Here is a 24,786-nt window from a genome sequence, read left to right on the forward strand (position 1 = left end):
GGCGCAGACGACGAAGGGCCCGACGCCGTCATACGGCGTCAGACCCTTCGGTCGTACGTGTCAGATCGCGAAGCCGAGCGCGCGCATCTGGTCGCGACCGTCGTCGGTGATCCGCTCGGGACCCCACGGCGGCATCCACACCCAGTTGATGCGGAAGCGGTCGACGACATCGTCCAGCGCCTGGCCGGTCTGCTCCTCGAGCACGTCGGTCAGCGGGCACCCGGCGCTCGTGAGCGTCATGTGGATGACGAGGGCGTCGTTCTCCTCGTCCCAGGAGAGGTCGTAGATGAGGCCGAGGTCGACGACGTTGATCCCGAGTTCCGGGTCCACCACGTCCTTGAGCGCCTCGGTGACCTCGTCGTACTTCTCTCCGGTCAGCGTTGCCGTCATGCCTTCAGCCTACGCTTCGATGGGAGCAGCGGGGTCGAGGAAGCGGTCGTAGCCCTCGTCCTCGAGACGGTCGGCGAGCTCCGCGCCGCCCTCTTCCACGATCTTGCCCGCGACGACCACGTGCACGTAGTCGGGACGGATGTAGCGCAGGATGCGCGTGTAGTGCGTGATCAGCAGCACGCCGAGGTTCGTGTGCTCCTTGGCGCGGTTGACGCCCTCGGAGACGATCTTCAGCGCGTCGACGTCGAGGCCGGAGTCGGTCTCGTCGAGCACGGCGATCTTCGGCTTGAGCACCTCGAGCTGCAGGATCTCGTGACGCTTCTTCTCGCCGCCCGAGAAGCCCTCATTGACGTTGCGCTGCGCGAACTTCGGGTCCATGCGCAGGTTCGCCATGGAGGCCTTCACGTCCTTGGTCCACTGACGGATCGAGGGCGCCTCGCCGTCCAGCGCGGTCTTCGCGGTGCGCAGGAAGTTGGTGACGGTGACGCCGGGGATCTCGACCGGGTACTGCATCGCGAGGAACAGGCCGGCGCGAGCCCGCTCGTCGACGCTCATCGCGAGGACGTCCTCGCCGTCGAGAGTGATCGATCCGCCCGTGACGGTGTACTTCGGGTGGCCGGCGATCGTGTAGGCGAGCGTCGACTTGCCGGACCCGTTCGGGCCCATGATCGCGTGGGTCTCCCCCGTGCGCATGGTGAGGGTGATGCCGTTGAGGATCGGCGTGGTGCCAGCCTCGGTCTCGACGGTGACGTGCAGGTCCTTGATCTCCAGGACAGTCATGGATGGTTCCTTCGTATTCGTGAAGCTTCGTGTGCGGGCGTCGGGCTCAGAGGCCGCTGACGTCCTTCGTGACGGTGGGGTCGATCATGAGGTCGTCTCCGACGATCTCCGTGACGTACACCGGGACCGGCTCGTAGGCCGGGAGGTTCAGGGGCTTGCCCGAGCACAGCGAGAACGCCGAGCCGTGCGCCCAGCACTCCAGCGTCGTGCCCTCGACGAACCCTTCCGACAGCGAGATGTCGCCGTGCGTGCAGGTGTCGCCGATCGCGTGGATCTCGCCCTCGGAGTCGAGCACGACCGCGATCGGCACGCCGTCGAGCTCGACGCGCAGCGGAGTGTCCTCCTGCAGGTCGCTCACGGCGCAGGCCCGCTGAGCGGTCACGCGTTCACCGCCTGCAGCTCGAGCTCGATCGCGGCGAGCAGCTCCTTCTCGAGGGAGGGCACGCCGAGACGCTGCACGATGTCGCTGAGGAAGCCGAGCACGACGAGGCGGCGAGCCTCCTCCTCGGTGATCCCCCGCGCCTGCAGGTAGAAGAGCTGCTCGTCGTCGAAACGTCCAGTGGCACTCGCGTGACCCGCGCCGAGGATGTCGCCGGTCTCGATCTCGAGGTTCGGGATCGAGTCGGCGCGTGCACCCTCGGTGAGCACCAGGTTGCGGTTCGCCTCGTACGAGTCGGTGCCGGTGGCGTCCGGGCCGATCAGCACGTCGCCGATCCACACGCTGTGCGCGTTCTGGCCCTGCAGCGCGCCCTTGTACAGGACGTCGCCGACCGTGTGCGGGCCCTTGTGGTGCAAGTACACCTGGCTCTCCAGGTGCTGGCCCGCATCCGCGTAGGACAGTCCGTACAGACGCGCCTCGGATCCGGCGCCCGCGAGCTCGACGTTCGGGTTCACGCGCACGACACCGCCGCCGAAGCTCACGACGAAGTGTGTGAGCGAGGCGTCGCGATCGACGCGGGCCTGGTGCGATGACGCGTGGACCGCGTCATCGGCCCAGCGCTGCACGGTGACCACGGTGAGGCGCGACCCGTCGCGGGCGATGACCTCGACATTCTGCGCGTACTGGGCGGCACCGTGGTGGTCGAGCACGACCGTGGCACGGGAGTTCGGCATCGCCTCGATGAGGATCTGGCCGAACGCGCGCTTGCCCGCGTCCGTGCCGTCGATGCGGAGCACGATCGGCGCGTCGATCTCGTCGTCCTGCGGGATGCGCACGTGCAGGCCGCGGCGGGCGTGCTTCCACGCCAGCGCGCTGGGCAGATCCTCCGGGCGGAAGAACTCGCCGTACGCGTCGACCTCGTCGGGGACGAGGAAGGCCTCGACGTCGTCGAGGTCGATCGACACGGCGAAGTCATCGCCGGGCTCGTCGGCCATCAGGCCGGCGAGCTGCGCGACGGGCGTGTGCTTCCAGTTGACCTCACGGCCTGTCGGTGCGCCGAAGTCGGCCGGGTCGTACGAGTGCGGCCGCTCCGAACGGGTCTGCACCGGAACGGTCTTCTCCGCAGCCACGAGCTGGGCCGCGGGGTCGATGTGGGCGTGCGTGTCCTGCGCCTCCGCGGGCGCGGCAGTGGGGGCCGTCATCTCAGCCGACCGATCCTTCCATGCCCATCTCGATGAGCTTGTTCAGTTCCATCGCGTACTCCATGGGCAGCTCGCGTGCGATCGGCTCGATGAAGCCGCGCACGATCATCGCCATCGCCTCGTCCTCGGGCATGCCGCGGGACTGCAGGTAGAAGAGCTGCTCCTCGCTGACCTTCGAGACCGTCGCCTCGTGGCCGAGCTGCACGTCGTCGACGCGGATGTCGATCGCGGGGTAGGTGTCGCTGCGGGACTTGGTGTCCACGAGCAGCGCGTCGCAGCGCACGGTGTTGGCGGAGTGGTGCGCGTTCGCGTCCACCCTGACCTCGCCGCGGTAGCCGGCGCGGCCGCCGCCGCGGGCGATCGACTTCGAGACGATCGACGACTGCGTGTACGGCGCCATGTGGATCATCTTCGCGCCCGCGTCCTGGTGCTGCCCGGGGCCGGCGAAAGCCACGGAGAGGGTCTCGCCCTTCGCGTGCTCGCCCATCAGATAGATCGACGGGTACTTCATCGTCACCTTGGAGCCGATGTTGCCGTCGACCCACTCCATGGTCGCGCCCTCGTGCGCGACCGCGCGCTTGGTGACCAGGTTGTAGACGTTGTTCGACCAGTTCTGGATCGTCGTGTAGCGCACGCGGGCGTTCTTCTTCACGATGATCTCGACGACGGCCGAGTGCAGCGAATCGCTCTTGTAGATCGGCGCGGTGCAGCCCTCGATGTAGTGGACGTAGCTGTCCTCGTCCGCGATGATCAGCGTGCGCTCGAACTGGCCCATGTTCTCGGTGTTGATCCGGAAGTAAGCCTGCAGCGGGATCTCCACGTGGACGCCCTTGGGGACGTAGACGAAGGATCCGCCGGACCACACGGCGGTGTTCAGCGCGGCGAACTTGTTGTCGCCGGCCGGGATCACGGAGCCGAAGTACTCCTCGAAGAACTCGGGGTGCTCGCGCAGCGCGGTGTCGGTGTCCATGAAGATGACGCCCTGCGCTTCCAGATCCTCGCGGATCTGGTGGTAGACGACCTCGGACTCGTACTGCGCGGCGACGCCGGCGACCAGGCGCTGACGCTCGGCCTCGGGGATGCCGAGACGTTCATAGGTCTCGCGGATGTCCGCGGGGAGGTCTTCCCAGCTCTGCGCCTGCTTCTCGGTGGAGCGCACGAAGTACTTGATGTTGTCGAAGTCGATCTCGCTGAGGTCGGCGCCCCAGGTCGGCATCGGCTTGCGGCCGAAGAGCTGCAGGCCCTTCAGACGGGTCTTCAGCATCCATTCCGGTTCGCTCTTGAGCGCCGAGATGCCCCGCACCACGTCTTCGGACAGACCGCGTCGTGCGGTCGCGCCGGCGGCATCCGTGTCGTGCCAGCCGAACTCGTACACCCCCAGACCATCAAGCTCCGGGCGGTCGATCAGCACATCCGACATCACACTCTCCTCTTGGGCCGTAACGGTTCATCCGCCCCGGCACACCGCCGATCCTGTCGAGTCTGCAGGGAACGGGTGCCGCTTCTGGGCCCTCATCATGGACGCAAAGCATTCGCGCCTAAACTGTGTTGTCGATGGCAGTGCCATGCGCGTTCCGCGCTCCTGCAACCATCGCCAACACCTGAGATTCTACAGGTTCCCTCCGACATCCGGGCCGCAGTGCGCCCGCCGGAAGGGTTCCGGAGGAGCCATGCCCGAGATCGCACCACAGCCCGCCCCCCGCAGCCGCTCCGGATTCCTGAGCCGAGTCCAGGATTGGCTTCCCGATCGCGTGGACCTCCGCGTGCGGATCGCCGCATGGGTGTCACTCATCCTCGAGATCGCCATCGTCGGCACCGGAGGCGCTGTCCGCCTCACCGATTCTGGCCTCGGCTGCGAGTGGCCGCTCTGCACGCCGGACTCGCTGTTCCCCACCGCCGCGCAGAGTTACCACTCGCTCATCGAGTTCGGGAACCGCGGACTCAGCTTCTTCGTGGGGCTCGCCGCGATCGCGGTGATCGTGCTCGTGTCGCGCATGAGAGCCGAGCGCCGCGACCTGTGGATCATGTCCTGGATCATCTTCGCGGGCGTTCTCGTGCAGGCCGTGGTCGGCGGGATCCTGGTGATCTTCCAGCTGCACCCGAACATGGTCGCCTTCCACTACCTGGTCTCGCTCGTCCTCGTCGCGGTGTCGGCCGCCTTCGTGGTGCGGATGGGGCAGCCCAGGGGCGCACGAGAGCGCGCCGTGCCCAAGGGCGTCGCGATCCTGGTGCACATCACCTCCTTCGTCCTCGCGCTGACCGTGATCTTCGGCGTGCTCACCACCGGCGCCGGTCCGCACTCCGGCGACCCCGCGGTGACGCTGCGCAACGGCTTCGACGCGACGATCCTCGAGCACGTGCACTCCTGGCCCGCCTACGCGCTGTTCGCCCTCACCCTCACACTGCTCGTGATCGCACTGGCGAACTCGCTCACCGCGATCCGCAATGCCGTGATCGCGGTGCTCGCGATCGAGCTGGTGCAGATCGCCGTCGGCCTCTATCAGGCGCGCAACGCCCTGCCCCCGCTCGCCGTGGGCGTGCACATGGTCCTCGCCGCGATCCTCGTCGCCGCATGCACGGCCCTCGTGCTGCAGTTGAAGCGCCCTGCGGCGAGCCGGCCCTCGGCCGCCGGCGCCGAGGATGCCGGCGCCACCGGCACGGCCTCCGCGACCGCCCGCGGCTGAACCGCGCCCTCAGCCGCCCGACCGTTCGGCGCCAGGGCTGCCGTCCTGCGCCCAGGCGGCACCCAGCGCGAACAGCGTGGCGACCCCGTAACGATCCATCGCGGCCGCGATCCTGCGCCGTCCGGTGCGCGGCGTGATGCCGAGCGAGCGAGACGCCGCGTCCAGAGTCATCCCGCGACGCATCCGGTGCAGCAGCTGACCGTAGCCTCCCGGATCCTTCTCGACCGGACTGGCCTGCTGCCACAGTTCGGCGAAGTAGGCCTTTGCGATCCCGGCGATCACCGGACTCGCGACGGCCAGCACGCTCTGCGGCGCCTTGTCCCCCCACACCAGCGGCACGCCCGTGACGTCGAGATCGTCCACCCAGAACCAGCTCGGCGGATCCGCCAGCATGCGGAACTCGACCCCGGAGTCCCCGAAGCCGCGAACCATGGCCGTCAGCTGCTCATCGAGCGGCATCGCGGGGATGATCGCCTGCACCGACGAGTACGTGGACATCGCCTGCGCGAACGACCTGCTGCGCTCCGGGCTGCTCGCACGGTACCGGTCGAGGTCTGTGAGCACGGCACGCACCCTGCCGCCGGAGCCCACGCGCGAGGCCTGCACGGCGAACCACAGGTCCTCTGCCGCATGCGGTCCATGCGCGCTCTGCAACGAGAGCCGGTCCTGAGCCACCGCCTCGCCGAAGTTCCACGACGAAGTGCGGCGCGCGACCGCGTCCACGATCGCGGTGAGCCGGGCGCTGCGCGCCTGCGCCTCCGCGCGTTCCGATTGCAGCATCCGCTCGATCGCGATCGCGGCCGCATGCACGGGCGGATTGAGCAGGATCACCCCATCCCGCAGGGACAGGCTGCCGTCGTCCGCGAGGCGCTCCAGACTCGCGTGCGCGGCATCCGGCCCGAGACCGGAACGAACGACGACGGCGTCCACGTCGAGGAGCCGTTCGCGCAGCAGCAGATCCAGAAGTTCGTCGTCGGTCATGATCGTGTCCTCTTGCGGACAGCGCACGAACCGGACCTTGCGCCGTCCTGATCAGGTCGGTTGGAATGTGTTCTGGACGCTAGCAGGGTGTTCTGGATCAGGGACGGATCCGCACCCGGCGTGCTGGGGACGCCGGTCCCGGTGCCTGGGCGCCGGGACCTCTCCCCCGGTGGGACCGAGCGAGGCGTCGCGCTCGACGGGATCTCCCGAGCGGCGGCCGACGCATACCTGCCTCATAGGCGACGCAGATCGGACGCACGAGTTCGCCCGTGAGGCTGGGGCTATGACACGCGTACTGAACCGAAGCATCCCGTTCTGGATCCTCCTCGCCGCCTCGATCGCCCTCGTCGTCGCAGGCCTCCTCACGGTCCTCGACCATCTCGGCACCATGACCGCCACGCTCAAGGACGGTAGCGCGACAGGGCTCGAGGTCTACGGCGGACAGTCCTGGATCGTGCTCGGAGCCGCCCTGCTCGGCGCGGGAGCGCTCGGAGTGCTGCTCACGCTCGCTCTGGCGGTCGTCTCTTCGCTGCTCGGCGCCGCCACCGCGAAGCCCGTCGAGATCGCGCCCCTCGCCTTCGACGACCTCGAGCAGGATGTCGATCCCGAAGGAGCCATCGACGCGCCTGCCGCAACGCAGGAGATCGCGCAGGAGCAGCAGAACAGCGGCGCCGCCGAGGCCGACGAGACGTCGACCGAGGAGGCTCAGAACGGAAGCAGCGGGTCGACCGCGACGGCCACGAAGATCAACGTCAAGTAGGTGATGGAGGCGTGGAAGACGCGCATCGGCTTGGCCGATGCGCCCTTCACCGCCTGCGAGTACAGCCGGTGCGACTCGTACACGAACCATCCGCCGAAGACCAGCGCGGAGACCGTGTAGACCAGGCCCATGCCGGCGACCGGGATCAGCAGCAGCGAGCACGCGAGCGTCGCCCACGCGTAGAGGATGACCTGCAGGCCGACCTGCGATGCGGACCGCGTGACGCCGAGCATGGGCACGTCGACGTCGTCGTAGTCGTCCTTGTACTTCATCGACAGCGGCCAGTAGTGCGCAGGAGTCCAGAGGAACACCAGAACGAACAGCACGAAGGCCGGCCAGTCCAGCGAGCCGGTGACGGCCGCCCAGCCGATCAGGACAGGGAAGCATCCTGCGATGCCGCCCCAGATGATGTTCTGCTCGGTGCGGCGCTTCAGGATCAGCGTGTAGATCACCACGTAGAAGAAGATCGCGGCGGCCGACAGCACGGCGGCGACCCAGTTCGTGGTCAGCCACAGCCAGACGGTCGAGAGCGCCGCGAGCACCCAGGAGAAGATCAGCGCGCCACGAGGCGACACCTCGCCGGTCACGAGCGGACGCTTCTCGGTGCGGTGCATGTGCGCATCGATGTCGCGGTCGATGTACATGTTGAACGACGCCGCGGATCCGGCGCTCATCGAGCCGCCGATCACGGTCGCGGCGACCAGCCAGAGGTTCGGCAGACCGTGCTGCGCGAGGAACATCACAGGCACGGTGGAGACGAGCAGGAGCTCGAGCACACGCGGCTTGGTCAGCTCGATATAGGCCTTGACGGTCCGCTTCAGAGAGCGCTCGGCGGCGACGGACTCGATGGTGGTCGCGATGCTGACCGCCTCCTTCATGCGCACACGGGAACGCTTTCATCCTACGCCACGGCGGAGTCCGGCCCGTCCCCTCCGGACCCGCCGAACAGCACGGCAGACGGCCGCGCGCAACATAGCGTCCCGACCGGCCACGCGGCCATGCGACCGCACTATGCTGAAATCACTCGCGCGCCCGTCAACGTGCCACGCCTCCGTGAAGTAGCGGTAGCGCGCAACTGCCGGGCGCACTCACTGTCTTGGAAAGGGCTCTGGAGTGTCGGAACTGCTGTGGGATGAGATCGATCGACGCGCGGTGGACACCGCCCGGATTCTGGCGGCGGATGCCGTCCAGAAGGTCGGAAACGGCCATCCTGGAACCGCCATGAGCCTGGCCCCGGTGGCCTATCTGCTCTACCAGCGCGTCATGCGCCACGATCCGGCGGACACCCACTGGATCGGTCGCGACCGCTTCATCCTCTCCGTGGGACACTCCTCCCTCACGCAGTACGTCCAGCTCTACCTCGGCGGCTTCGGCCTCGAGCTGACGGATCTGGAGTCGCTCCGCACGTGGGGTTCGCTCACCCCGGGGCACCCCGAGTACGGGCACACCAAGGGCGTCGAGATCACGACGGGCCCCCTCGGCCAGGGCCTCGCCTCCGCGGTCGGCTTCGCGTACGCCTCCCGCTACGAGCGCGGCCTGTTCGACCCGGACGCCGCCGCGGGCACGAGCCCCTTCGACCACTACGTCTACGTGATCGCGGGCGACGGAGACCTGCAGGAGGGCGTGACGAGCGAGGCATCCTCGCTCGCGGGCCACCAGCAGCTCGGCAACCTCATCGCGATCTACGACTCGAACCGGATCTCGATCGAGGGCGACACGAACGTGGCCTTCACCGAAGGGGTACGCGAGCGCTACGAGTCCTACGGCTGGCAGGTGCAGCACGTCGACTGGGTGCGCACCGGCACCTACGTCGAGGACGTCAAGGAGCTGTTCGACGCGATCGAGCAGGCGAAGGCCGAGACCTCCAAGCCGTCCCTGATCATCCTGAACACGATCATCGGCTGGCCGGCGCCCAACAAGAAGGGCACCGAGTCGGTGCACGGCAACGCGCTCGGCGCGGACGAGGTCGCCGAGACCAAGGTCGTCCTGGGCTTCGACCCCGAGCAGTCCTTCGTCGTCGAGGACGCCGTGATCGAGCACACCCGCGAGCTCGGCGCGCGCTCGGCCGAGAACCGTGCCGCGTGGCAGCAGGGCTTCGACGCCTGGGCGACGGCCAACCCGGAGCGCAAGGCTCTCCTCGAGCGCCTCGAGGCGCATGAGCTCCCCGAGGGCATCGAGGACGTGCTCCCGGTGTTCGAGGCCGGCACGGAGCTCGCCACCCGCGCGGCCTCCGGCAAGGTCATCAACGCCCTCGCCCCCGAGCTCCCCGAGCTGTGGGGCGGATCGGCCGACCTGGCCGGATCCAACAACACCACGATCGCGGGGGCGAAGTCCTTCATCCCTGCGACCTGGTCCACGCACGACTGGGACGGCAGCCCGTACGGCCGCGTGCTGCACTTCGGCATCCGCGAGCACGCGATGGGCTCGATCCTCAACGGCATCGTCCTGCACGGCCCGACCCGGCCGTTCGGCGGCACCTTCCTGATCTTCAGCGACTACATGCGCCCTGCGGTGCGCCTCGCCGCCCTCATGAACGTGCCGAGCGTCTTCGTGTGGACGCACGACTCCGTCGCGCTCGGCGAGGACGGCCCCACGCACCAGCCCGTCGAGCAGCTCGCCTCGCTGCGCGCGATCCCCAACCTCGCGATCGTCCGCCCCGCGGACGGCAACGAGACCGCCGCCGCGTGGCTGGAGATCCTGCGCCGTCACGGCGGACCCACCGGGATCGCGCTGACCCGCCAGAACGTGCCGAACTTCGCGCGCGGCACGGGCGAAGCGTCGGGCGACACGTTCGCCGCCGCATCGAACACGGTCAAGGGCGCCTACATCCTGGCCGAGGCTCCGAGCGGCACGCCCGACGTGATCCTCATCGGCACCGGCTCCGAGGTCCAGCTCGCGGTCGCCGCCCGCGAGACGCTGGCTTCCGAGGGCGTCAACGCCCGCGTGGTGTCCGCGCCGTCGCTCGAGTGGTTCGCCGAGCAGGACGAGGCCTACCGCGAGTCGGTGCTGCCGTCCGGAGTCAAGGCCCGCGTCTCGGTCGAGGCCGGATCGACTCTGAGCTGGCACGGCATCGTCGGCTCGACCGGACGCTCGGTCGGCATCGACCACTTCGGTGCATCGGCCGACTACAAGACGCTGTTCCAGAAGTTCGGCATCACCGCGGAGGCCGTCGTCACCGCGGCCCACGAGACCATCGCCGCGAACGCGGCCGCCTAAGCACGGATTCGAGGAGAACGCATGACCACCCCCACCGCAGCACTCGCCGCCGCCGGAGTCTCCATCTGGCTGGACGACCTGTCCCGCACCCGGATCACCTCCGGCAACCTCGCCGAACTCATCGCCACCCGCAACGTCGTCGGCGTGACCACGAACCCGACGATCTTCGCGAACGCGATCACCAACCCCGACGACACCTCATACGACGCCCAGGTCGCGCAGCTCGCCGCGTCCGGCGCGAGCGCCGAGGAGGCCATCTTCGAGGCGACCACCCAGGACGTGCGCGATGCGCTTGACGTCTTCCGCCCCGTGTGGGAGCAGACCGGGCACGTCGACGGCCGGGTCTCGATCGAGGTCTCCCCCGACCTCGCCCACGACACCGACGGAACGGCCGTCCAGGCCAAGGAGCTGTGGACCAAGGTCGACCGCCCCAACCTGCTCGTCAAGATCCCCGCGACGAAGGCCGGTCTTCCGGCGATCACTGCGGCGATCGCCGAGGGGATCAGCATCAACGTCACGCTGATCTTCAGCCTCGAGCGCTACGCCGAAGTCATCGACGCCTACCTCACGGGCCTCGAGCAGGCCAAGGCCGCCGGCCACGACCTGTCCACGATCCACTCGGTCGCCTCGTTCTTCGTGTCGCGCGTCGACACCGAGACGGACAAGCGCCTCGCGGCGATCGGCACCGACGAGGCCGTCGCGCTGAAGAGCAAGGCCGGCCTCGCGAACGCACGACTCGCATACGAGCTGTACGAGCAGACCTTCGCGGGAGACCGCGCCGCCGCCCTGCTCGCCGCGGGCGCCAACCGCCAGCGGCCGCTGTGGGCGTCCACGGGCGTCAAGGACCCGGCCCTGCCGGACACGCTCTACGTGACCGAGCTCGTCGCGGCGAACGTGGTCAACACGATGCCGGAGAAGACGCTCGAGGCGACCTTCGACCACGGCGTCATCACGGGCGACACCGTCACCGGTGCGTACGAAGAGTCCCGCGAGGTGTTCGCAGGCCTCGCGGCCGTCGGGGTCGACTTCGCCGACGTGACCCAGGTGCTCGAAGACGAGGGCGTCGAGAAGTTCATCGACTCCTGGCACGACCTGCTCACCCAGGTCCGCGAAGGACTGGAAGCCCAGCGGTGAGTTTCGAGATCCACACCTCGGGCGCGCCGAAAGCGGCGATCGACGAGGTCGTCCCGCGTCTGGTCGGCGAACTGATCGCCTCCCGGATCACGGGCGGTGACCCGACGGTGTGGGGCGAGGCCGCCGAGGCCGAGGCGAGCATCCGCCTGGGCTGGGTGGACGCCGTCTCCGTGTCGCGTCCGCTCGTGCCCGAGATCGTCGCGTTGCGCGATGAACTCGCGGGCAAGGGCGTCACCCGCGTCGTGCTGGCGGGGATGGGCGGCTCCTCCCTCGCCCCCGAGGTCATCTCGCAGACCGCGGGCATCGACGTCACGATCCTCGACTCGACCTCTCCCGGCCAGGTGCTCGCCGCGATCGACGCCGGTCTCGCCGACGCCGTGCTCGTGGTGTCCTCCAAATCCGGATCCACTGTCGAGACGGATTCGCAGCGACGCACCTTCGAGGCCGCGTTCCGCGATGTCGGGATCGACCCCGTCGAGCGCATCGTCGTGGTCACCGACCCCGGCTCGCCGCTCGACGAGTCGGCGCGCGCCGCGGGCTACCGGGTGTTCAACGCCGACCCGAACGTGGGCGGCCGGTACTCCGCGCTGACCGCGTTCGGCCTGGTGCCCTCCGGACTGGCCGGCGTCGACATCGCCGAGCTGCTCGACGAGGCAGAGGCCACACTCCTCCAGGTCGCGATCGACTCCCCCGAGAACCCGGCTCTGCTGCTCGGTGCGGCGATCGCCGCCAGCGCGCAGACCCCAGATGGTCCCCGGCGCGACAAGCTGGGGCTGATCACGGACGGCACCCACATCGTGGGCCTGCCCGACTGGATCGAGCAGCTCGTCGCCGAGTCCACGGGCAAGGAGGGCTCCGGGATCCTTCCCGTCGTCCTGCTCCCCGTCTCCCCCGAGGTCGAGGCACGCCCGGCGGACCTGCAGCTGGTGCGCCTCGTCGACGAGGCGGACGAGTTCCACCTGCGCGAGCGCCACCCCGGCGAGATCCTCGTCAGCGGAACGCTCGGTGCGCAGTTCCTCGTGTGGGAGTATGCGACCGCGATCGCGGGATACCTGCTCGGGATCAACCCGTTCGACCAGCCCGACGTGGTGTCGGCCAAGGTCGCCGCCCGCGGGCTGCTGGATGCGCGCCCTGAGGCCGCGCCCGCCGCCTTCGTGCAGGACGGGGTCGAGGTCCGCGCCTCTGACGCCTCCCTCCTCGCCTCCGGCACGATCGCCGGCGTCCTGGACGCGCTGTGGCAGACGCTGCCGACGGACGGCTACGTCTCCATCCAGGCGTACGTCAACCGTCTCGAGATGCCGCAGCTGCAGGGTCTCCGGGAACTGATCGCCGCCGATTCGGGTCGGCCCACGACGTTCGGCTGGGGACCGCGGTTCCTGCACTCGACGGGTCAGTATCACAAGGGCGGTCCGGCACAGGGCGTGTTCCTGCAGATCCTGGAGCGTACGGATCTCGATCTCGAGATCCCCGACCGGCCGTTCACGTTCGGCCAGCTCATCGAGGCGCAGGCCGCGGGCGACGCGGGCGTGCTCGCCGCGCACGGACGGCCCGTGGTGACCCTCACGATCACCGAACCCCAGGACGATGTGCTGGACCTCTTCGAGGCCGCGCAGTAGGCACCCCCAGAGAGCACTCAGGAGAATCCCCCACCGATGACTGTTCCCGTCTCCCGCGGCAGCAACCCGCTCCGCGATCCCGACGACCGCCGGCTGAACCGGATCGCGGGGCCCAGCGCCCTGGTGATCTTCGGCGTCACCGGCGATCTGTCGCGCAAGAAGCTGATGCCCGCCGTCTACGACCTCGCCAACCGCGGTCTGCTGCCTCCCGGGTTCGCCCTGGTCGGCTTCGCCCGCCGCGACTGGGAGGACCAGGACTTCGCGCAGGTCGTCTACGACGCCGTCAAGCAGCACGCGCGCACCCCGTTCCGTGAGGAGACGTGGGCGCAGCTTCTCCAGGGCATCCGCTTCGTGTCGGGCGAGTTCGGCGACCCCGACGCGTTCCGCCGCCTCCGCGAGACCGTCGAGAAGCTCGACATCGAACGCGGCACGATGGGCAACCACGCCTACTACCTGTCGATCCCGCCGAACCAGTTCCCGCTCGTCGCGCAGCAGCTGCGCGACTCCGGGCTGGTCGAGGCCCATGAGGACGCGGACCACTGGCGCCGCGTGGTGATCGAGAAGCCGTTCGGCCACGACCTGGCCTCCGCGCGCGCGCTCAACGACGCGCTCGAAGGCACCTTCCCGGCCGACTCGATCTTCCGCATCGACCACTACCTCGGCAAGGAGACGGTGCAGAACATCCTCGCGCTGCGCTTCGCGAACGAGCTGTACGAGCCGATCTGGAACCGCAACTACGTCGACCACGTGCAGATCACGATGGCCGAGGACATCGGCGTCGGAGGACGTGCGGGCTACTACGACGGCATCGGCGCGGCCCGCGACGTGATCCAGAACCACCTGCTGCAGCTTCTGGCCCTCACCGCGATGGAGGAGCCGATCAGTCTCTCCGCCGAGCACCTGAGGGCCGAGAAGGAGAAGGTCCTGGCCGCGGTCTCGCTGCCCGACGACCTCTCCCTCGCGACCGCCCGCGGGCAGTACGCCGGCGGCTGGCAGGGCGGCGAGCAGGTCACCGGCTTCCTCGACGAGGACGGCATGGATCCGGAATCCATCACGGAGACCTACGCCGCGGTCAAGCTCGAGATCAACACCCGCCGGTGGGCCGACGTGCCGTTCTACCTGCGCACCGGCAAGCGCCTCGGCCGCCGTGTCACCGAGATCGCGGTCGTCTTCAAGCGCGCACCCGAGCACCTGTTCGGCAGCGGTCAGACATCGGAGCTCGGGCAGAACGCTCTCGTCATCCGCGTGCAGCCGGATGAGGGCGTCACGCTGCGCTTCGGTTCCAAGGTTCCTGGCAACGGCAGCAACGTGCGCGACGTGACGATGGACTTCGGCTACGGACACGCGTTCACCGAGGCCAGCCCGGAGGCGTACGAGCGGCTCATCCTGGACGTCCTGCTCGGCGACCCGCCGCTGTTCCCGCGTCATGAGGAGGTCGAGCTCAGCTGGAAGATCCTCGATCCCGTGGAGCAGTACTGGGCTGCAGAAGGCGGCCCCGTGGAGCAGTATGCTCCCGGATCCTGGGGCCCGGCCTCCGCCGACGCCCTGCTCGCCCGCGACGGACGTGTCTGGAGGCGCCCGTGATCATCGATCTGCCCGACACCAACATCAGCCAGGTCGCGAAGAACCTGGTCAAGGCTCGCGAAGAGGGCGGCGTGGTCGCACTCGGCCGCGTGCTCACGCTCATCATCGCGGCGCCGGACGACGCGCTCGAGGCAGCGGTCGACGCGGCGAACGACGCGTCCCGCGAGCACCCGATGCGCGTCATCGTGCTCACCACGAGCGAGGGCGACGCGCGTCTGGACGCGCAGATCCGCGTCGGCGGCGACGCCGGCGCGAGCGAGGTCGTCGTGCTGCACGCCTACGGCGCCGCAGCCAGCAACGAGGAGAGCCTGGTCACCGGCCTCCTGCTGCCCGACGCCCCCGTCGTCGTCTGGTGGCCGACACTGGCGCCGGAAGCCCCTGCCGAGTCGCCGCTCGGACGCATCGCGCAGCGCCGCATCACCGACGCTGCGACTGCGACCGACGTGCGGGCGCAGCTCGAGGTGCTCGGCCGCACGCACGTTCCCGGCGACACCGACCTCGCCTGGACCCGGCTCACGCACTGGCGGGAGCAGCTCGCCGCTGTCCTCGATCAGCCGCCGTTCGACGAGGTGACCACGGTCGAGGTGCGCGGTGCCGCCGATTCCCCGTCCACCGCGCTGCTCGCCGCCTGGCTGGGCCTCGCGCTGGACGTGCCGGTCCGCTGGGCATACGAGCCGATCGCGCAGTGGGCGCACGGCATCAAGTCGGTGCGGCTCACCCGTGCCAACGGCGACATCCTGCTGGAGCGCCCGGTACCGGGATCCGCGATGCTGACGCAGCCCGGACAGCCGGATCACGAGCTCCATCTGCCGCGGCGGACGCTGCGGGAGTGCCTGGCGGAGGAGTTGCGCCGGCTCGACCCCGACGTGCTCTACGGCCGCGTGATCACCGAGGGCTTCGCACAGCTCAGCGCCCCGGAGCCGGTGGCCTGACGTGGCCGCCGACTCCCCCGCCAAGCGGGTCGTCATCGGCGAGGATCCGGCGTCCCTCGCCGGGCTCGTCGCCGACCGCTTCCTCGTCCGCGTGCAGGCGCGGATCAGGGACAGACGGCTCGCCCACATCGCCCTCACCGGCGGCAGCATGGGATCCGCCGTGCTGCGGGCCGTCGCGGAGGACCCGCGCGCGGCCGAGGTGGACTGGTCGCTCGTGCACTTCTGGTGGGGCGACGAGCGCTTCGTGCCGGCGGACGACCCCGAGCGCAACGCGGGACAGGCGCGGGAGGCGCTCCTCGACCGGATCCCCGTCCCCGCCGAGAACGTCCACGAGATGGCAGCGAGCGATGCGGGACTGAGCCTGGACGAGGGCGCTGCAGCCTATGCGGCCGAGCTCGCGCGCTTCGGCGACGCGGGGCGCGCCTGGCCGTCCTTCGCCGTGTGCTTCCTCGGCGTCGGCCCGGACGGCCACATCGCATCGTTGTTCCCCGACCGTCCGGAGATCACGGTGACCGACGCCGCGGTCCTGCCGGTGCGCGACTCCCCCAAGCCCCCGCCGGATCGGATCACGCTGACCCGCCCGGTCATCAACGCTTCCAAGCGGGTGTGGCTCGTGCTCACGGGAGCGGAGAAGGCCTCCGCGCTCGGGCTCGCCCTGGCCGGCGCGAACTACGAGAACGTTCCGGCCGCAGGTGCCAAGGGGCGCAAGCGCACGGTGTTCTTCGTCGACGAGGCGGCCGCCTCCGAGGTCGCACCCGACCTCATCGACATCGACTACTGAGCGAACCCGTCGTCTGACGGGACCGGATCCGGTTCCCGCTCAGACGCCCGAGGATCCGTTCCCGCGTTCGCCGGCGTCGCCGCCGGTGCGGGGCGGATCCTCTCGCCGTATCGGGGCGACGTTGGACGGCCACTCCGGGGCTTCCCCCCGCGGGGCACCCGGGGACGCTGATCCACCGGGAGGTGCCTCGCTCGCCGAAGGTGCGGGCTCTGCGTGCGCGGCGGACGGCGTCGCGCCCCCGGAGCTGCCTCGCGTGATCGGCAGTTCCTGGCTCTCGCCGACCACCTGCGGGTGGTAGCGGGCGAGCGTCACGACGCCCCAGCCCGCGATCACGCCGGAGATGCCGAACGCGATGAACACCCACGAGGGGGCGGCAGCGCCCTCCTCGAGGACGAGCAGGCCGATCAGCACCGCGACCATCGGGTCGACCACCGTGAGGCCTGCGATCACCAGGTCGGGAGGGCCGGAGCCGTACGCGGTCTGCACGAAGTAGGCGCCCGCGGCACCCGCGGCGATCAGCGCGATGACGCACACGGCCGTGAGCCAGTCGAACTGCCCGGCCTGGATCCGGCTGATGACGGCCTTGGCCAGCGTCGCCACGAAACCGTACAGGATGCCGGCGCCGGTCACATAGAAGAGGGCGCGCATGCGGTGGCGCAGAATCAGCCAGCAGGTGCCGAGCAGAATGATCACGACCAGCAGGATGGTGAGGATCGTGAACAGCTGGATCTCGCTGATCGCGCGCTCGACCGCGAACAGCGCCGCGAACAGCACGAAGATGAAGATGCCGCCCACGCAGGCGAAGATCGAGACGAGCGAGCGTTTGGTCGGCGCGACGCCGCTCACCCGGGCGTTCAGCAGGGTGGTGATCACCAGCGCGATCGCGCCCAGCGGCTGCACCACGATCAGCGGAGCCTTGGTGAGCGCCGCGAGCTGGCAGACGATCGCCAGGGCAAGCATGAGCGTGCCGACGATCCAGGACGGACGTGTGAGCAGCCCGCGCACCTGCGCCCAGCTGAGGCCCGTGGCGGCGTCGGAGCCGCTCAGCCGTTCCACCTTCTCCACGCCGCGGTGCTGGTACTGCGCGCCGAGCGACATGAACACCGCGCCGGCGAGAGCGAGTGGAATGCCCATCAGCAGGCCAGGGTTCTGGAAGACCCCGGCGAGATGCTCGCCGACGTCGGCCGCCCCGGTAGTCCGCGTCAGGTTCTCAAGCACGCTTCGAGCCTACCCGCCGTCTTGCGCCGACTAGGGTTGACGCGTGGCAGTGCTTCCGATTCGCATCATGGGCGACCCCGTCCTGCATTCCCCCGCCGACCCGGTCGGCGAGATCACTGACGAGATCCGCACCCTGGTGGCGGACATGCACGAGACCATGGATGTCGCCCCTGGCGTCGGGCTCGCCGCACCCCAGGTGGGCGTCGGCCTGCGGATCTACGTCTACTCCTATGTGGACGATGACGAGAATCCCTGGCGCGGAGAGATCATCAATCCCGTGCTGTGGATGGCTCCCCTCGAGCCGGGCTCCCCCGACCCCGACCTCGAGTCGGAGGGCTGCCTCTCCTTCCCCGGCGAGCGGTTCCCGCTGCGACGCTCCGAGCGCGTGCTGGTGACCGGCGCAGATCTGAACGGCGATGACGTGCGCATCGAGGTCGACGGCTGGCGCGCCCGCATCATGCAGCACGAGTTCGACCACCTGGATGGCATCCTCTACGTCGACCGCCTCGACGACGGCGACTGGAAGACCGTGCAGAAGATCGCCCGCAAGCGCGGCTGGGGCCGCCCCGGCGTCAGCTGGCTGCCCGGCGTGGACGATCTCGAGGGCTGACCCCCAAACTTCGACTCGGAACAGAAATCCCCCTGGACAGAACTACTTTTTTGCAGGTTTGAGATTTGCGCTCCTGCACCGGTACGTTCTTAGCTGTCCCGCGTTCTGCGTGGATTCATAGCTTCTAGAGGGGGAATTCCCATGAACGACCGCGCACTTCTCCGTCGCGTCACCGTCGTCGGCTCCGCGCTGGTCCTGGCCGCTGGACTCAGCGGCTGCAGCATGCTCAGCAGCGTGCTCGGCAACGGGGGCGGCGATGCGCCGCGCGACGACAAGTCCCAGGTCACGGCGAGCTCGAACATCGGCATCTTCAACCTCAAGCTCGGCGACTGCAAGATGAGCGACACCGGCTCGACGGTCAGTGAGACCGACGTGGTGCCCTGCGACAAGCCGCATGACGAAGAGGTCTTCTACGAGTTCAAGCTGGAGGGCGTCGAGTACGACTCCGCCGCGATCGACGCCGAGGTGGAGAAGTGCGCCGGCGATGCGTTCACGACCTTCATCGGCGTCGCCTTCAACGACTCCGCCCTCGACGTCTCCTACATGACGCCGACGAAGGACACCTGGGACTCGATGAACGACCGCCTCGTGCAGTGCATCGTGAGCGACCCGGCAGGTCAGACCACCGGCTCCCTCAAGGGCGCCGCACGCTGATCCCCGCGGATCCTGCATCACACGGAGGGGCTCGCCACGGCGGGCCCCTCCGTCGTCCGCGAGGGGCGAACGGGCGACGCGCCCGGGCGCCGGCCCGTGTCGGAGTCGGCGCACATCCTTTGCTATAGTTGACGAGTTGCCCGCGCAGCGGGAAGCATTCCTCGGTAGCTCAATTGGCAGAGCAGCCGGCTGTTAACCGGCAGGTTCTTGGTTCGAGTCCAAGCCGGGGAGCCAATAGGCCCCCAACCCCCTTTGATATGAAAAGGAGGTTGGGGGCTTCTCCGTTTCTCGGGCCCGTCCGGGCCGTCGATCGTCTGAAGCCCCCGCGATCCTGCGCGAGCGAAACGCTCCCCGCTGCTGCCGGAAACGGTGCCGTAACGCCGGCCTGAGATGCTCGTCTCGACCGAGCCCTGCGGACCGGCGTCGCGATGGCGGGATCCCCGGTCCCTGCTCCGTCCCATCCGCCGGAGAGGACTGCCCATGGATCCGCTCGCAACCTTCGTCCTGGTCGGGTCCCTCGTGGTGGGCTCATCCTGGGCCGCACCGAGGCTCCGCCTGCCTGTCCCGCTGCTGCAGCTCCTGCTCGGGCTGCTGGTGGGACTCATCCCCCCGGTGCAGAGCATCCACCTGCCCTCCGATGCGGTGCTCGTACTGTTCCTGCCGGCGCTGCTGTTCTGGGAGGCGCTGATGACGCCTCTGCGCGAGGTGAGACGGGATCTGCGGGTCATCCTGCTGTTGAGCACGCTGCTGGTGGTCGCCACGACGTTCGGCACAGCCGGGATCGGCGTCGCCCTCGGCTGGGGATGGCTGCCCGCGCTGATCCTGGGCGCCGCGCTGGCCCCCACCGACGCCACTGCCGTCGGAGCGCTCGCCCGCGCGCTTCCGCACCGGAACATCGTCCAGCTGCGCACCGAGAGCCTGATCAACGACGGCACCGCGCTGGTCATCTACACGATCGTGATCGGACTCGCCGGGAGCAGCGCTCACTACTCCGGCGCGGAGGTCACGTGGCTCGTCGTGCTGGCGTACGGCGGCGGCGGGATCGTCGGCCTGCTCGCAGGCTTTCTCGGCACCGCCGTCCTCCGGCGCCTGAGCGACCCCCTCATGCACAACGCAGCCCTGATCCTGGTGCCGTTCGCGGCGTTCCTCGCCGCGGAGCAGATCCACGCCTCCGGCGTCATCGCGGTCGTCGTCGCGGGCCTCTACCTGAGCCGCACCGGGCCGCGCTCCGGAACACCGCAGTCGAGGCAGCAACGGGACGGCTTCTGGATCCTCGCGACCACGACGCTCAACGGCGCCCTTTTCGTCCTGATCGGGATCGAAGCGCAGTCCGCGCTCCGATCGGTCTCGACGCAGAGCATCCCTCTGCTGCTCGCGCTCTGCGTGCTGATCTGGATCGCCATCCTGCTCATCCGCTTCGTGTTCCAGATGTTCACGACATGGACGATCCGCCTCGTGGATCGGAGCCCCGCGCAGCGCAGGAAGCGGATGACGCATCGGGCCAGGGTCGTCTCGACCGTCGCGGGGTTCCGCGGAGCGATCTCCCTGGCGGTCGCACTCGCCGTGCCTGCCGGGATGCCCGGTCGCGCCGAGATCGTCTTCGTCGCCACGGGAGTCGTCATCCTCACGATCCTCGCCCAGGGTCTGCTCCTGCCGGCGGTGATCCGCTGGGCGCGCTTCGAGCCCGACTCGATGGTCTCCGCCGAGTTCACCCGCGCGCATCGGACCGCCCTGCTCTCCGCGATCCGCGCGATGCCCGCCCTCGCGCAGGAGATCGGCGCCCCGGACCACGTGCGCGACAGGCTCGTGAACGAGTACCGGGAACGCCTCGAGAGGATCGACGGCTCACCCGGGTCTGAGCACAGCACCCGGCGGGATCTGGATCGCGACTACGCAGCGCTGAGCCTCGCCCTCGTGGACCGCACCCGAGACATCGTGATCCGCCTCCGCAACCACGGCACGATCAGCGACGTGACGCTGCATCGGCTGCAGTCGCGTCTGGATCGCGACGCTCTGCACCTGGCACCGGCGTCGACGGAGCGGCACGAATGAAGCGGTCCGGTCGCAGGCCGGCCCTGACGACAGGCCGGCACGCTCGAGAGCTACGCCTGATCGCCGTGCACCGTCCGTCCCGTCATCCGTTCGATGCGGAATCGCAGCGGCAGATCCATGCCGGCACCGGCCCACGGCGAGACACGCGGCAGGACCGCCGCTGCGTCCCCCTCGTCGACACGTGAGAGCCGACCGTGCATCAGCACGCTCCATGCCGTGCGAGAAAGGGGAACATGGCTGTCGACTTCGAACGCCACCTCGCTCGGGGCCTCTGAGAGGGTGCTCAGAAGGCCGTCGGCGGTCGTGCGCAGGAGAAGATCCCGCCCCGACACCACGAAGTTGACGGGGAGGATGAGCACGCGGGCGTCGTGCACGAAGCCGATCCGGCCGACGGTCGTCGCGGTGAGCAGGTCGTAGCACTCCTGCTCGCTGAGTTCGATGATCATCGTCTGCTCCTATCGGACGACGGCCGTGACCGTGGCCGGATGCGCGATGACCTCCTGGCTGATCGATCCGAGCAGAAAGCGCCGGATCGCACCTCGCCCGCGTGAGCCGACGACGCAGAGTCTTGCCGTTGCCGCGAGTTCGTCGAGCACACGGGAGGGATAGCCGCTCTCGACGACGGGGACGATCGTGAGATCGGGATAGTCCGTCGACAGACCGGCCAGGGCGATCGCGAGGATCTCCTCCGTCGCCGTCTGCATGTTGTCGAGGTAGGGCTGTGAATATCCCACCAGGCCGTATCCGGGCGCCGTCAGAGGCGTCCACACCGACACCGCCGTCAGCGGCTCATCGCTGCGGTCGGCCTCGGCGGCGGCGAAGCGCAGCGCGCTCTCGGAGATCTCGGATCCGTCGACCCCGACGACGACTCCCTTCCGATCAGCCGGATCGAAGTCGGGGACGACGACGACGGGACAGTGCGCGCCGGCGGTGATGCGGACCCCATGGAATCCGCGGACCGAGGGCGATGATCCCCCCTGATAGTCGCTGCCGATGACCAGCAGCGCCGCATCCTCCGATGCGGAGACGAGTCGCTCGACGGGGTTGCCCACCTCCACCCGCACGCTGACCTCCACATCCCAGTCCGCGTGCAGCCGCACGTAGTCCTCGAGGAAGGAGCGGGACGCGGCGGTGGCCTCCGCCAGAGGGCCGCCTTCGCCGAGAGTGCCGATCGCTCCCCCGACGACGGAGACCAGTTCCACGCGCTGCGACCGTTCCGCGGCACGTGTCATCGCCCAGTCGACGACTCGTGCCGACACCGGTGCGCCCGAGACTCCTACAACGATCACTTCACTCATGACTCGTTCCTCTCATCCCTGCCTTCTTTCGAGGGTAGCCAGAGGGGCGTGCGCTGTGCAGGGGTTGCGACCGGGTTTAAGGTCCTGCTCACTGAGAAGGCCCCGCCGGGGTACGACCCGACGGGACCTTCTTCATCGCTCGACGACTCGACGCGCGTGCGATCGTGTCTCAGACCGTCGCGGTTCCGGTGAAGTTGACCGTGCCTGCCCCGAACGCCACGAGGCCGGTGGCGACGCCGTGCAGGTTCCAGGTGAGGACCATCGGGCACTGGATGGAGAGGCCGATTCCGTACTGGAGCGTCGTCTGCACCGTGACCGTGAGCTTGGTCGGGACATCGGTGTAGTTGCCGAGACCGCCGATGGCGCCGCCGTTGGGCAGCGACACGTTGGTGAACACGAAGGCACCGGGCATCGCGCCGACGGTCGAGATGTTTCCGGCGCCCGCACCCAGTCCGACGGCGGAGTTGTAGGTGTTGCCGTCGGACATCGTCAGCGTCGCCTGCGTCACGATGTAGGTGAAGGCGGGCTGGAAGATGTTGGTGAAGCTGATGCCGCACTGCGTCGCATCGAGGCCGAAGATCGACGGGAACGCGATCGTCCCCTTGTTCCCGGCGACGAGAGCCTGGGACGTCCAGGCTCCGGAGATGATGCCGCCGATGATCGGGAAGCCCGCCTTGATGCAGGTGGGGCAGCCCGGCGTCGACGCGGATGCCAGCGGCATGGCGGCAGCCGCCGCGACGACGGGGATGCTCCACGCCGCACCCTTGACGATCGTGCGGCGATCGACGCCAGGACGCCCGCTCCCCATGGTCTTGCTTTCGGACATGTGTGTTCCTCCCCAGAAAAGTGGATCTCAGACTGCTCGGCCCTGCGCCGCCTCGGCGGTCGCGCAGTTGCCGCGCTGGATCATCATCGACGCCTGCATCGCCTCGGTGGAGTGCCTGGACGCGATAATGATGAAATGTGGCGCTGAATCGAAGAGCATTCGCGATGCGCACGCCTTCGCCCTATGCTCTGCATACCCTGGAAGAGCCACTCGGCCTGTTCACTGGTTGGCGCGACGAATGGGCGGTATCGAATCGGATTGTCGATAGCAGGCCATTGCGGAGTCCGAGGAGGGGAATCCGCAATGGCACAATTGCGCGATGCTCCGTGAATGGGTCTCTGGGACCACCATTCGACCGATGGGAAATTCGGCCGGACTCCGAGCATTGCACAGCTTCCGGGAGTCGTCGAGCAGCATCTGGAGACCGGTTCGACATAGGAAGCCGTGAGACTCATCAAATCATGGGGATCCCGCACTCGTGCCACCGAAGGTGAAGAATGTCGCGCGAGCGTCGACAGAGTGCGCGCTTTGCCGCTCCAGTGTCGCAGAATCGAATATCTCTGGCGCGATAGTGATGAATCGGCTCACACCGGGCCTCCGGTCACTGGTCAGCGACGGGAGGCCCTGCGCAGTTCTCGCGGTGTCGTCAGCCCCGCCCACGCGAAGGCCCGGCGCAGCGCCGCAGCGTCGCGGAAGCCCGCGAGTTCTGCGATCTCGGTGATGCCCAGCGGCGCGTTGCCCACGTTGGCCAGCAGCTCCTGGGCGAGATCCACCCGTGCGTGCCGCAGCTCGTCCGCCGGCGTACTCCCGTCGACGGCGAAGAGTCGCTGCAGATTCCGGACCGACATGTGCAGATCCTGCGCCAGTGCGGCGACGCCGAACTCCGGCTCGGTGCGCCGGATCAGGATGAGCGTGCGCGCACGTGCGATGCCAGGGGCCTCGATGCCTGCGATCGTCGTGCGCGGTCCTGCCTCGACAAGGACGCCGAACACCATCTCGGTGATCAGCTGCTCGACGAGGTAGTCGGTGTACAGCGTCGGCTCCGAGGGCTGAGTGAGCAAGGAATCGAGGAACGCACGCAGCCCACGGCCCAGCGCACTCGCCGGGATCACCTCCATGGGGGCGCCGACGCCCGATTCGATCTCGACCAGTTCCGCCCAGGGGACCCATGCGATCATGACGGTGCCGGCCTTCACCGCACTCACCGACGCCGCCCGATGCGGATGCAGGAACACCAGCGCACCGGGAGGAACCTCTCGCGGTTCCCCCTCCGCACCGTGGATCTCGAGCGGGATCGACGAGACGAGGAGCGCCGCCGTCTCCGCTCCGTCGGCGTCCTGCGGCAACCATCGCCACAAGATGTCACGGCCCACGACGTGCTGCGTCGCAAGTACGCTGCGGTAGCGCAGCGCAACGATCGGATGCTGCCTCTCACCGCGGAGGAGCCGTGTTAAATCCCCTGAATTCGTGACAATCCCCATTTGACGATCTTCCCCCGTCGATCAGTGCGAGAGCGACTCCCCCAGCTGCGATATCCCGCATCAACATAACGTCATCAAATGGAGCGCGGCAACCGCGCCCCGGTGCGACGCGGGCGAGTTCGATGATGCTCGGGGGGTCGCGATCTTGTAGTGTCTTTTTCGTGCCCGGCGATCAGCGGAGTCGCTGTGCACGAGGTGACCACTGGGG

At 68.7% G+C, this 24,786-nt stretch carries 23 protein-coding genes and 1 tRNA gene; 12 read left to right on the top strand and 12 right to left on the bottom strand.

The window, feature by feature from the left end; translation table 11 throughout:
* Positions 1 to 60: 60 nt before the first annotated feature.
* Genes RS86_RS15605 through sufB form a run of 5 tightly spaced genes read right to left on the bottom strand, consistent with a single transcriptional unit; the run spans position 61 to position 4,171 of the window.
* Positions 61 to 390, bottom strand: a complete 330-nt coding sequence (locus tag RS86_RS15605) for a metal-sulfur cluster assembly factor (RefSeq protein ID WP_045252088.1) — start codon at positions 388 to 390, stop codon at positions 61 to 63.
* A 9-nt stretch (positions 391 to 399) separates the two neighbouring features.
* A complete protein-coding gene (gene sufC / locus RS86_RS15610; RefSeq protein ID WP_045273168.1) occupies positions 400 to 1,170 on the bottom strand; it encodes a Fe-S cluster assembly ATPase SufC in 771 nt (256 codons plus the stop codon).
* A gap of 46 nt (positions 1,171 to 1,216) precedes the next feature.
* Positions 1,217 to 1,552: a non-heme iron oxygenase ferredoxin subunit gene (locus tag RS86_RS15615; RefSeq protein WP_045273169.1), complete on the bottom strand. Its 336-nt coding sequence runs from the start codon at positions 1,550 to 1,552 to the stop codon at positions 1,217 to 1,219.
* Positions 1,549 to 2,751, bottom strand: coding sequence for a Fe-S cluster assembly protein SufD (gene sufD, locus RS86_RS15620; RefSeq protein WP_045273170.1), 1,203 nt, complete (start codon positions 2,749 to 2,751; stop codon positions 1,549 to 1,551). The genes RS86_RS15615 and sufD overlap by 4 nt, the downstream gene beginning before the upstream one ends.
* Before the next feature lies 1 nt (position 2,752).
* Positions 2,753 to 4,171 (bottom strand): Fe-S cluster assembly protein SufB, encoded by a 1,419-nt coding sequence (gene sufB / locus RS86_RS15625; RefSeq protein WP_045273171.1) that lies wholly within the window; start codon positions 4,169 to 4,171, stop codon positions 2,753 to 2,755.
* Positions 4,172 to 4,421: 250 nt separating this feature from the next.
* Between sufB and RS86_RS15630 the strand changes: the two genes are divergently transcribed.
* A complete protein-coding gene (locus tag RS86_RS15630; RefSeq protein ID WP_052680310.1) occupies positions 4,422 to 5,435 on the top strand; it encodes a COX15/CtaA family protein in 1,014 nt (337 codons plus the stop codon).
* A gap of 9 nt (positions 5,436 to 5,444) precedes the next feature.
* On the opposite strand, the gene RS86_RS15635 is transcribed toward RS86_RS15630, so the two are convergent.
* Positions 5,445 to 6,416, bottom strand: a complete 972-nt coding sequence (locus RS86_RS15635; protein ID WP_045273172.1) for a helix-turn-helix transcriptional regulator — start codon at positions 6,414 to 6,416, stop codon at positions 5,445 to 5,447.
* Between the two features lie 283 nt (positions 6,417 to 6,699).
* Between RS86_RS15635 and RS86_RS19960 the strand changes: the two genes are divergently transcribed.
* Complete coding sequence (locus tag RS86_RS19960) at positions 6,700 to 7,176, top strand: hypothetical protein (protein WP_052680311.1); 477 nt, start codon at positions 6,700 to 6,702, stop codon at positions 7,174 to 7,176.
* Here RS86_RS19960 and RS86_RS15645 read toward each other — a convergent pair.
* The gene (locus tag RS86_RS15645) at positions 7,122 to 8,054 is read right to left on the bottom strand and encodes a heme o synthase (RefSeq protein WP_045273173.1); all 933 of its coding nucleotides are present in this window, start codon (positions 8,052 to 8,054) and stop codon (positions 7,122 to 7,124) included. The genes RS86_RS19960 and RS86_RS15645 overlap by 55 nt on opposite strands.
* A gap of 235 nt (positions 8,055 to 8,289) precedes the next feature.
* Here RS86_RS15645 and tkt point away from each other — a divergent pair, with 235 nt between their 5' ends.
* From tkt to pgl, 6 genes are read left to right on the top strand one after another with little or no spacing between them, the layout of a single operon-like run.
* Complete coding sequence (gene tkt, locus RS86_RS15650) at positions 8,290 to 10,392, top strand: transketolase (RefSeq protein ID WP_045273174.1); 2,103 nt, start codon at positions 8,290 to 8,292, stop codon at positions 10,390 to 10,392.
* A 21-nt stretch (positions 10,393 to 10,413) separates the two neighbouring features.
* Positions 10,414 to 11,526, top strand: a complete 1,113-nt coding sequence (gene tal, locus RS86_RS15655) for a transaldolase (RefSeq protein ID WP_045273175.1) — start codon at positions 10,414 to 10,416, stop codon at positions 11,524 to 11,526.
* A complete protein-coding gene (locus tag RS86_RS15660) occupies positions 11,523 to 13,142 on the top strand; it encodes a glucose-6-phosphate isomerase (RefSeq protein WP_045273176.1) in 1,620 nt (539 codons plus the stop codon). Before tal ends, RS86_RS15660 begins: the two co-directional genes overlap by 4 nt.
* Positions 13,143 to 13,178: 36 nt before the next feature.
* A complete protein-coding gene (gene zwf, locus RS86_RS15665) occupies positions 13,179 to 14,726 on the top strand; it encodes a glucose-6-phosphate dehydrogenase (RefSeq protein WP_045273177.1) in 1,548 nt (515 codons plus the stop codon).
* Entirely contained in the window at positions 14,723 to 15,658 is a 936-nt protein-coding gene (locus tag RS86_RS15670) for a glucose-6-phosphate dehydrogenase assembly protein OpcA (RefSeq protein ID WP_045273178.1), read from the top strand. The genes zwf and RS86_RS15670 overlap by 4 nt, the downstream gene beginning before the upstream one ends.
* A 1-nt stretch (position 15,659) precedes the next feature.
* Positions 15,660 to 16,439 carry a 6-phosphogluconolactonase gene (pgl, locus tag RS86_RS15675; RefSeq protein WP_045273179.1) on the top strand — a complete coding sequence of 260 codons (780 nt, stop codon included), beginning with the start codon at positions 15,660 to 15,662 and terminating at the stop codon, positions 16,437 to 16,439.
* A gap of 39 nt (positions 16,440 to 16,478) precedes the next feature.
* On the opposite strand, the gene RS86_RS15680 is transcribed toward pgl, so the two are convergent.
* A complete protein-coding gene (locus RS86_RS15680) occupies positions 16,479 to 17,573 on the bottom strand; it encodes a DMT family transporter (protein ID WP_152642208.1) in 1,095 nt (364 codons plus the stop codon).
* Positions 17,574 to 17,700: 127 nt separating this feature from the next.
* Here RS86_RS15680 and def point away from each other — a divergent pair, with 127 nt between their 5' ends.
* From def to RS86_RS15700, 4 genes are all read left to right on the top strand, one after another.
* Complete coding sequence (def, locus tag RS86_RS15685) at positions 17,701 to 18,267, top strand: peptide deformylase (RefSeq protein WP_082076822.1); 567 nt, start codon at positions 17,701 to 17,703, stop codon at positions 18,265 to 18,267.
* Between the two features lie 141 nt (positions 18,268 to 18,408).
* The gene (locus RS86_RS15690) at positions 18,409 to 18,921 is read left to right on the top strand and encodes a septum formation family protein (RefSeq protein ID WP_045273181.1); all 513 of its coding nucleotides are present in this window, start codon (positions 18,409 to 18,411) and stop codon (positions 18,919 to 18,921) included.
* A gap of 158 nt (positions 18,922 to 19,079) precedes the next feature.
* Positions 19,080 to 19,155: transfer RNA gene (locus RS86_RS15695), tRNA-Asn, on the top strand.
* 246 nt (positions 19,156 to 19,401) lie between these two features.
* A complete protein-coding gene (locus tag RS86_RS15700) occupies positions 19,402 to 20,973 on the top strand; it encodes a Na+/H+ antiporter (RefSeq protein WP_045273182.1) in 1,572 nt (523 codons plus the stop codon).
* Positions 20,974 to 21,023: 50 nt separating this feature from the next.
* Here the strand turns inward: RS86_RS15700 and RS86_RS15705 are convergent, their stop codons facing one another.
* From RS86_RS15705 to RS86_RS15720, 4 genes are all read right to left on the bottom strand, one after another.
* The gene (locus RS86_RS15705; RefSeq protein ID WP_045273183.1) at positions 21,024 to 21,419 is read right to left on the bottom strand and encodes a pyridoxamine 5'-phosphate oxidase family protein; all 396 of its coding nucleotides are present in this window, start codon (positions 21,417 to 21,419) and stop codon (positions 21,024 to 21,026) included.
* A gap of 9 nt (positions 21,420 to 21,428) precedes the next feature.
* Entirely contained in the window at positions 21,429 to 22,271 is an 843-nt protein-coding gene (locus RS86_RS15710; RefSeq protein WP_045273184.1) for a universal stress protein, read from the bottom strand.
* Between the two features lie 169 nt (positions 22,272 to 22,440).
* Positions 22,441 to 23,097: a hypothetical protein gene (locus tag RS86_RS15715; protein WP_045273185.1), complete on the bottom strand. Its 657-nt coding sequence runs from the start codon at positions 23,095 to 23,097 to the stop codon at positions 22,441 to 22,443.
* A 608-nt stretch (positions 23,098 to 23,705) separates the two neighbouring features.
* Positions 23,706 to 24,470 carry an AraC family transcriptional regulator gene (locus tag RS86_RS15720; protein WP_160299700.1) on the bottom strand — a complete coding sequence of 255 codons (765 nt, stop codon included), beginning with the start codon at positions 24,468 to 24,470 and terminating at the stop codon, positions 23,706 to 23,708.
* Positions 24,471 to 24,786 lie beyond the last annotated feature (316 nt).

The organism is Microbacterium azadirachtae (assembly GCF_000956505.1).
Taxonomy (GTDB): Bacteria; Actinomycetota; Actinomycetes; order Actinomycetales; family Microbacteriaceae; genus Microbacterium; species Microbacterium azadirachtae_A.

Coding starts and splice junctions, on each gene's coding strand:
- RS86_RS15705 (WP_045273183.1), bottom strand. CDS start 21,419: ATGATCATCGAACTCAGCGAGCAGGAGTGCTACGACCTGCTCACCGCG.
- tal (WP_045273175.1), top strand. CDS start 10,414: ATGACCACCCCCACCGCAGCACTCGCCGCCGCCGGAGTCTCCATCTGG.
- RS86_RS15680 (WP_152642208.1), bottom strand. CDS start 17,573: ATGGGCATTCCACTCGCTCTCGCCGGCGCGGTGTTCATGTCGCTCGGC.
- RS86_RS15630 (WP_052680310.1), top strand. CDS start 4,422: ATGCCCGAGATCGCACCACAGCCCGCCCCCCGCAGCCGCTCCGGATTC.
- RS86_RS15645 (WP_045273173.1), bottom strand. CDS start 8,054: ATGAAGGAGGCGGTCAGCATCGCGACCACCATCGAGTCCGTCGCCGCC.
- RS86_RS15605 (WP_045252088.1), bottom strand. CDS start 390: ATGACGGCAACGCTGACCGGAGAGAAGTACGACGAGGTCACCGAGGCG.
- RS86_RS19960 (WP_052680311.1), top strand. CDS start 6,700: ATGACACGCGTACTGAACCGAAGCATCCCGTTCTGGATCCTCCTCGCC.
- RS86_RS15710 (WP_045273184.1), bottom strand. CDS start 22,271: ATGAGTGAAGTGATCGTTGTAGGAGTCTCGGGCGCACCGGTGTCGGCA.
- sufD (WP_045273170.1), bottom strand. CDS start 2,751: ATGACGGCCCCCACTGCCGCGCCCGCGGAGGCGCAGGACACGCACGCC.
- RS86_RS15715 (WP_045273185.1), bottom strand. CDS start 23,097: ATGTCCGAAAGCAAGACCATGGGGAGCGGGCGTCCTGGCGTCGATCGC.
- sufB (WP_045273171.1), bottom strand. CDS start 4,171: ATGTCGGATGTGCTGATCGACCGCCCGGAGCTTGATGGTCTGGGGGTG.
- RS86_RS15635 (WP_045273172.1), bottom strand. CDS start 6,416: ATGACCGACGACGAACTTCTGGATCTGCTGCTGCGCGAACGGCTCCTC.
- zwf (WP_045273177.1), top strand. CDS start 13,179: ATGACTGTTCCCGTCTCCCGCGGCAGCAACCCGCTCCGCGATCCCGAC.
- sufC (WP_045273168.1), bottom strand. CDS start 1,170: ATGACTGTCCTGGAGATCAAGGACCTGCACGTCACCGTCGAGACCGAG.
- RS86_RS15700 (WP_045273182.1), top strand. CDS start 19,402: ATGGATCCGCTCGCAACCTTCGTCCTGGTCGGGTCCCTCGTGGTGGGC.
- RS86_RS15690 (WP_045273181.1), top strand. CDS start 18,409: ATGAACGACCGCGCACTTCTCCGTCGCGTCACCGTCGTCGGCTCCGCG.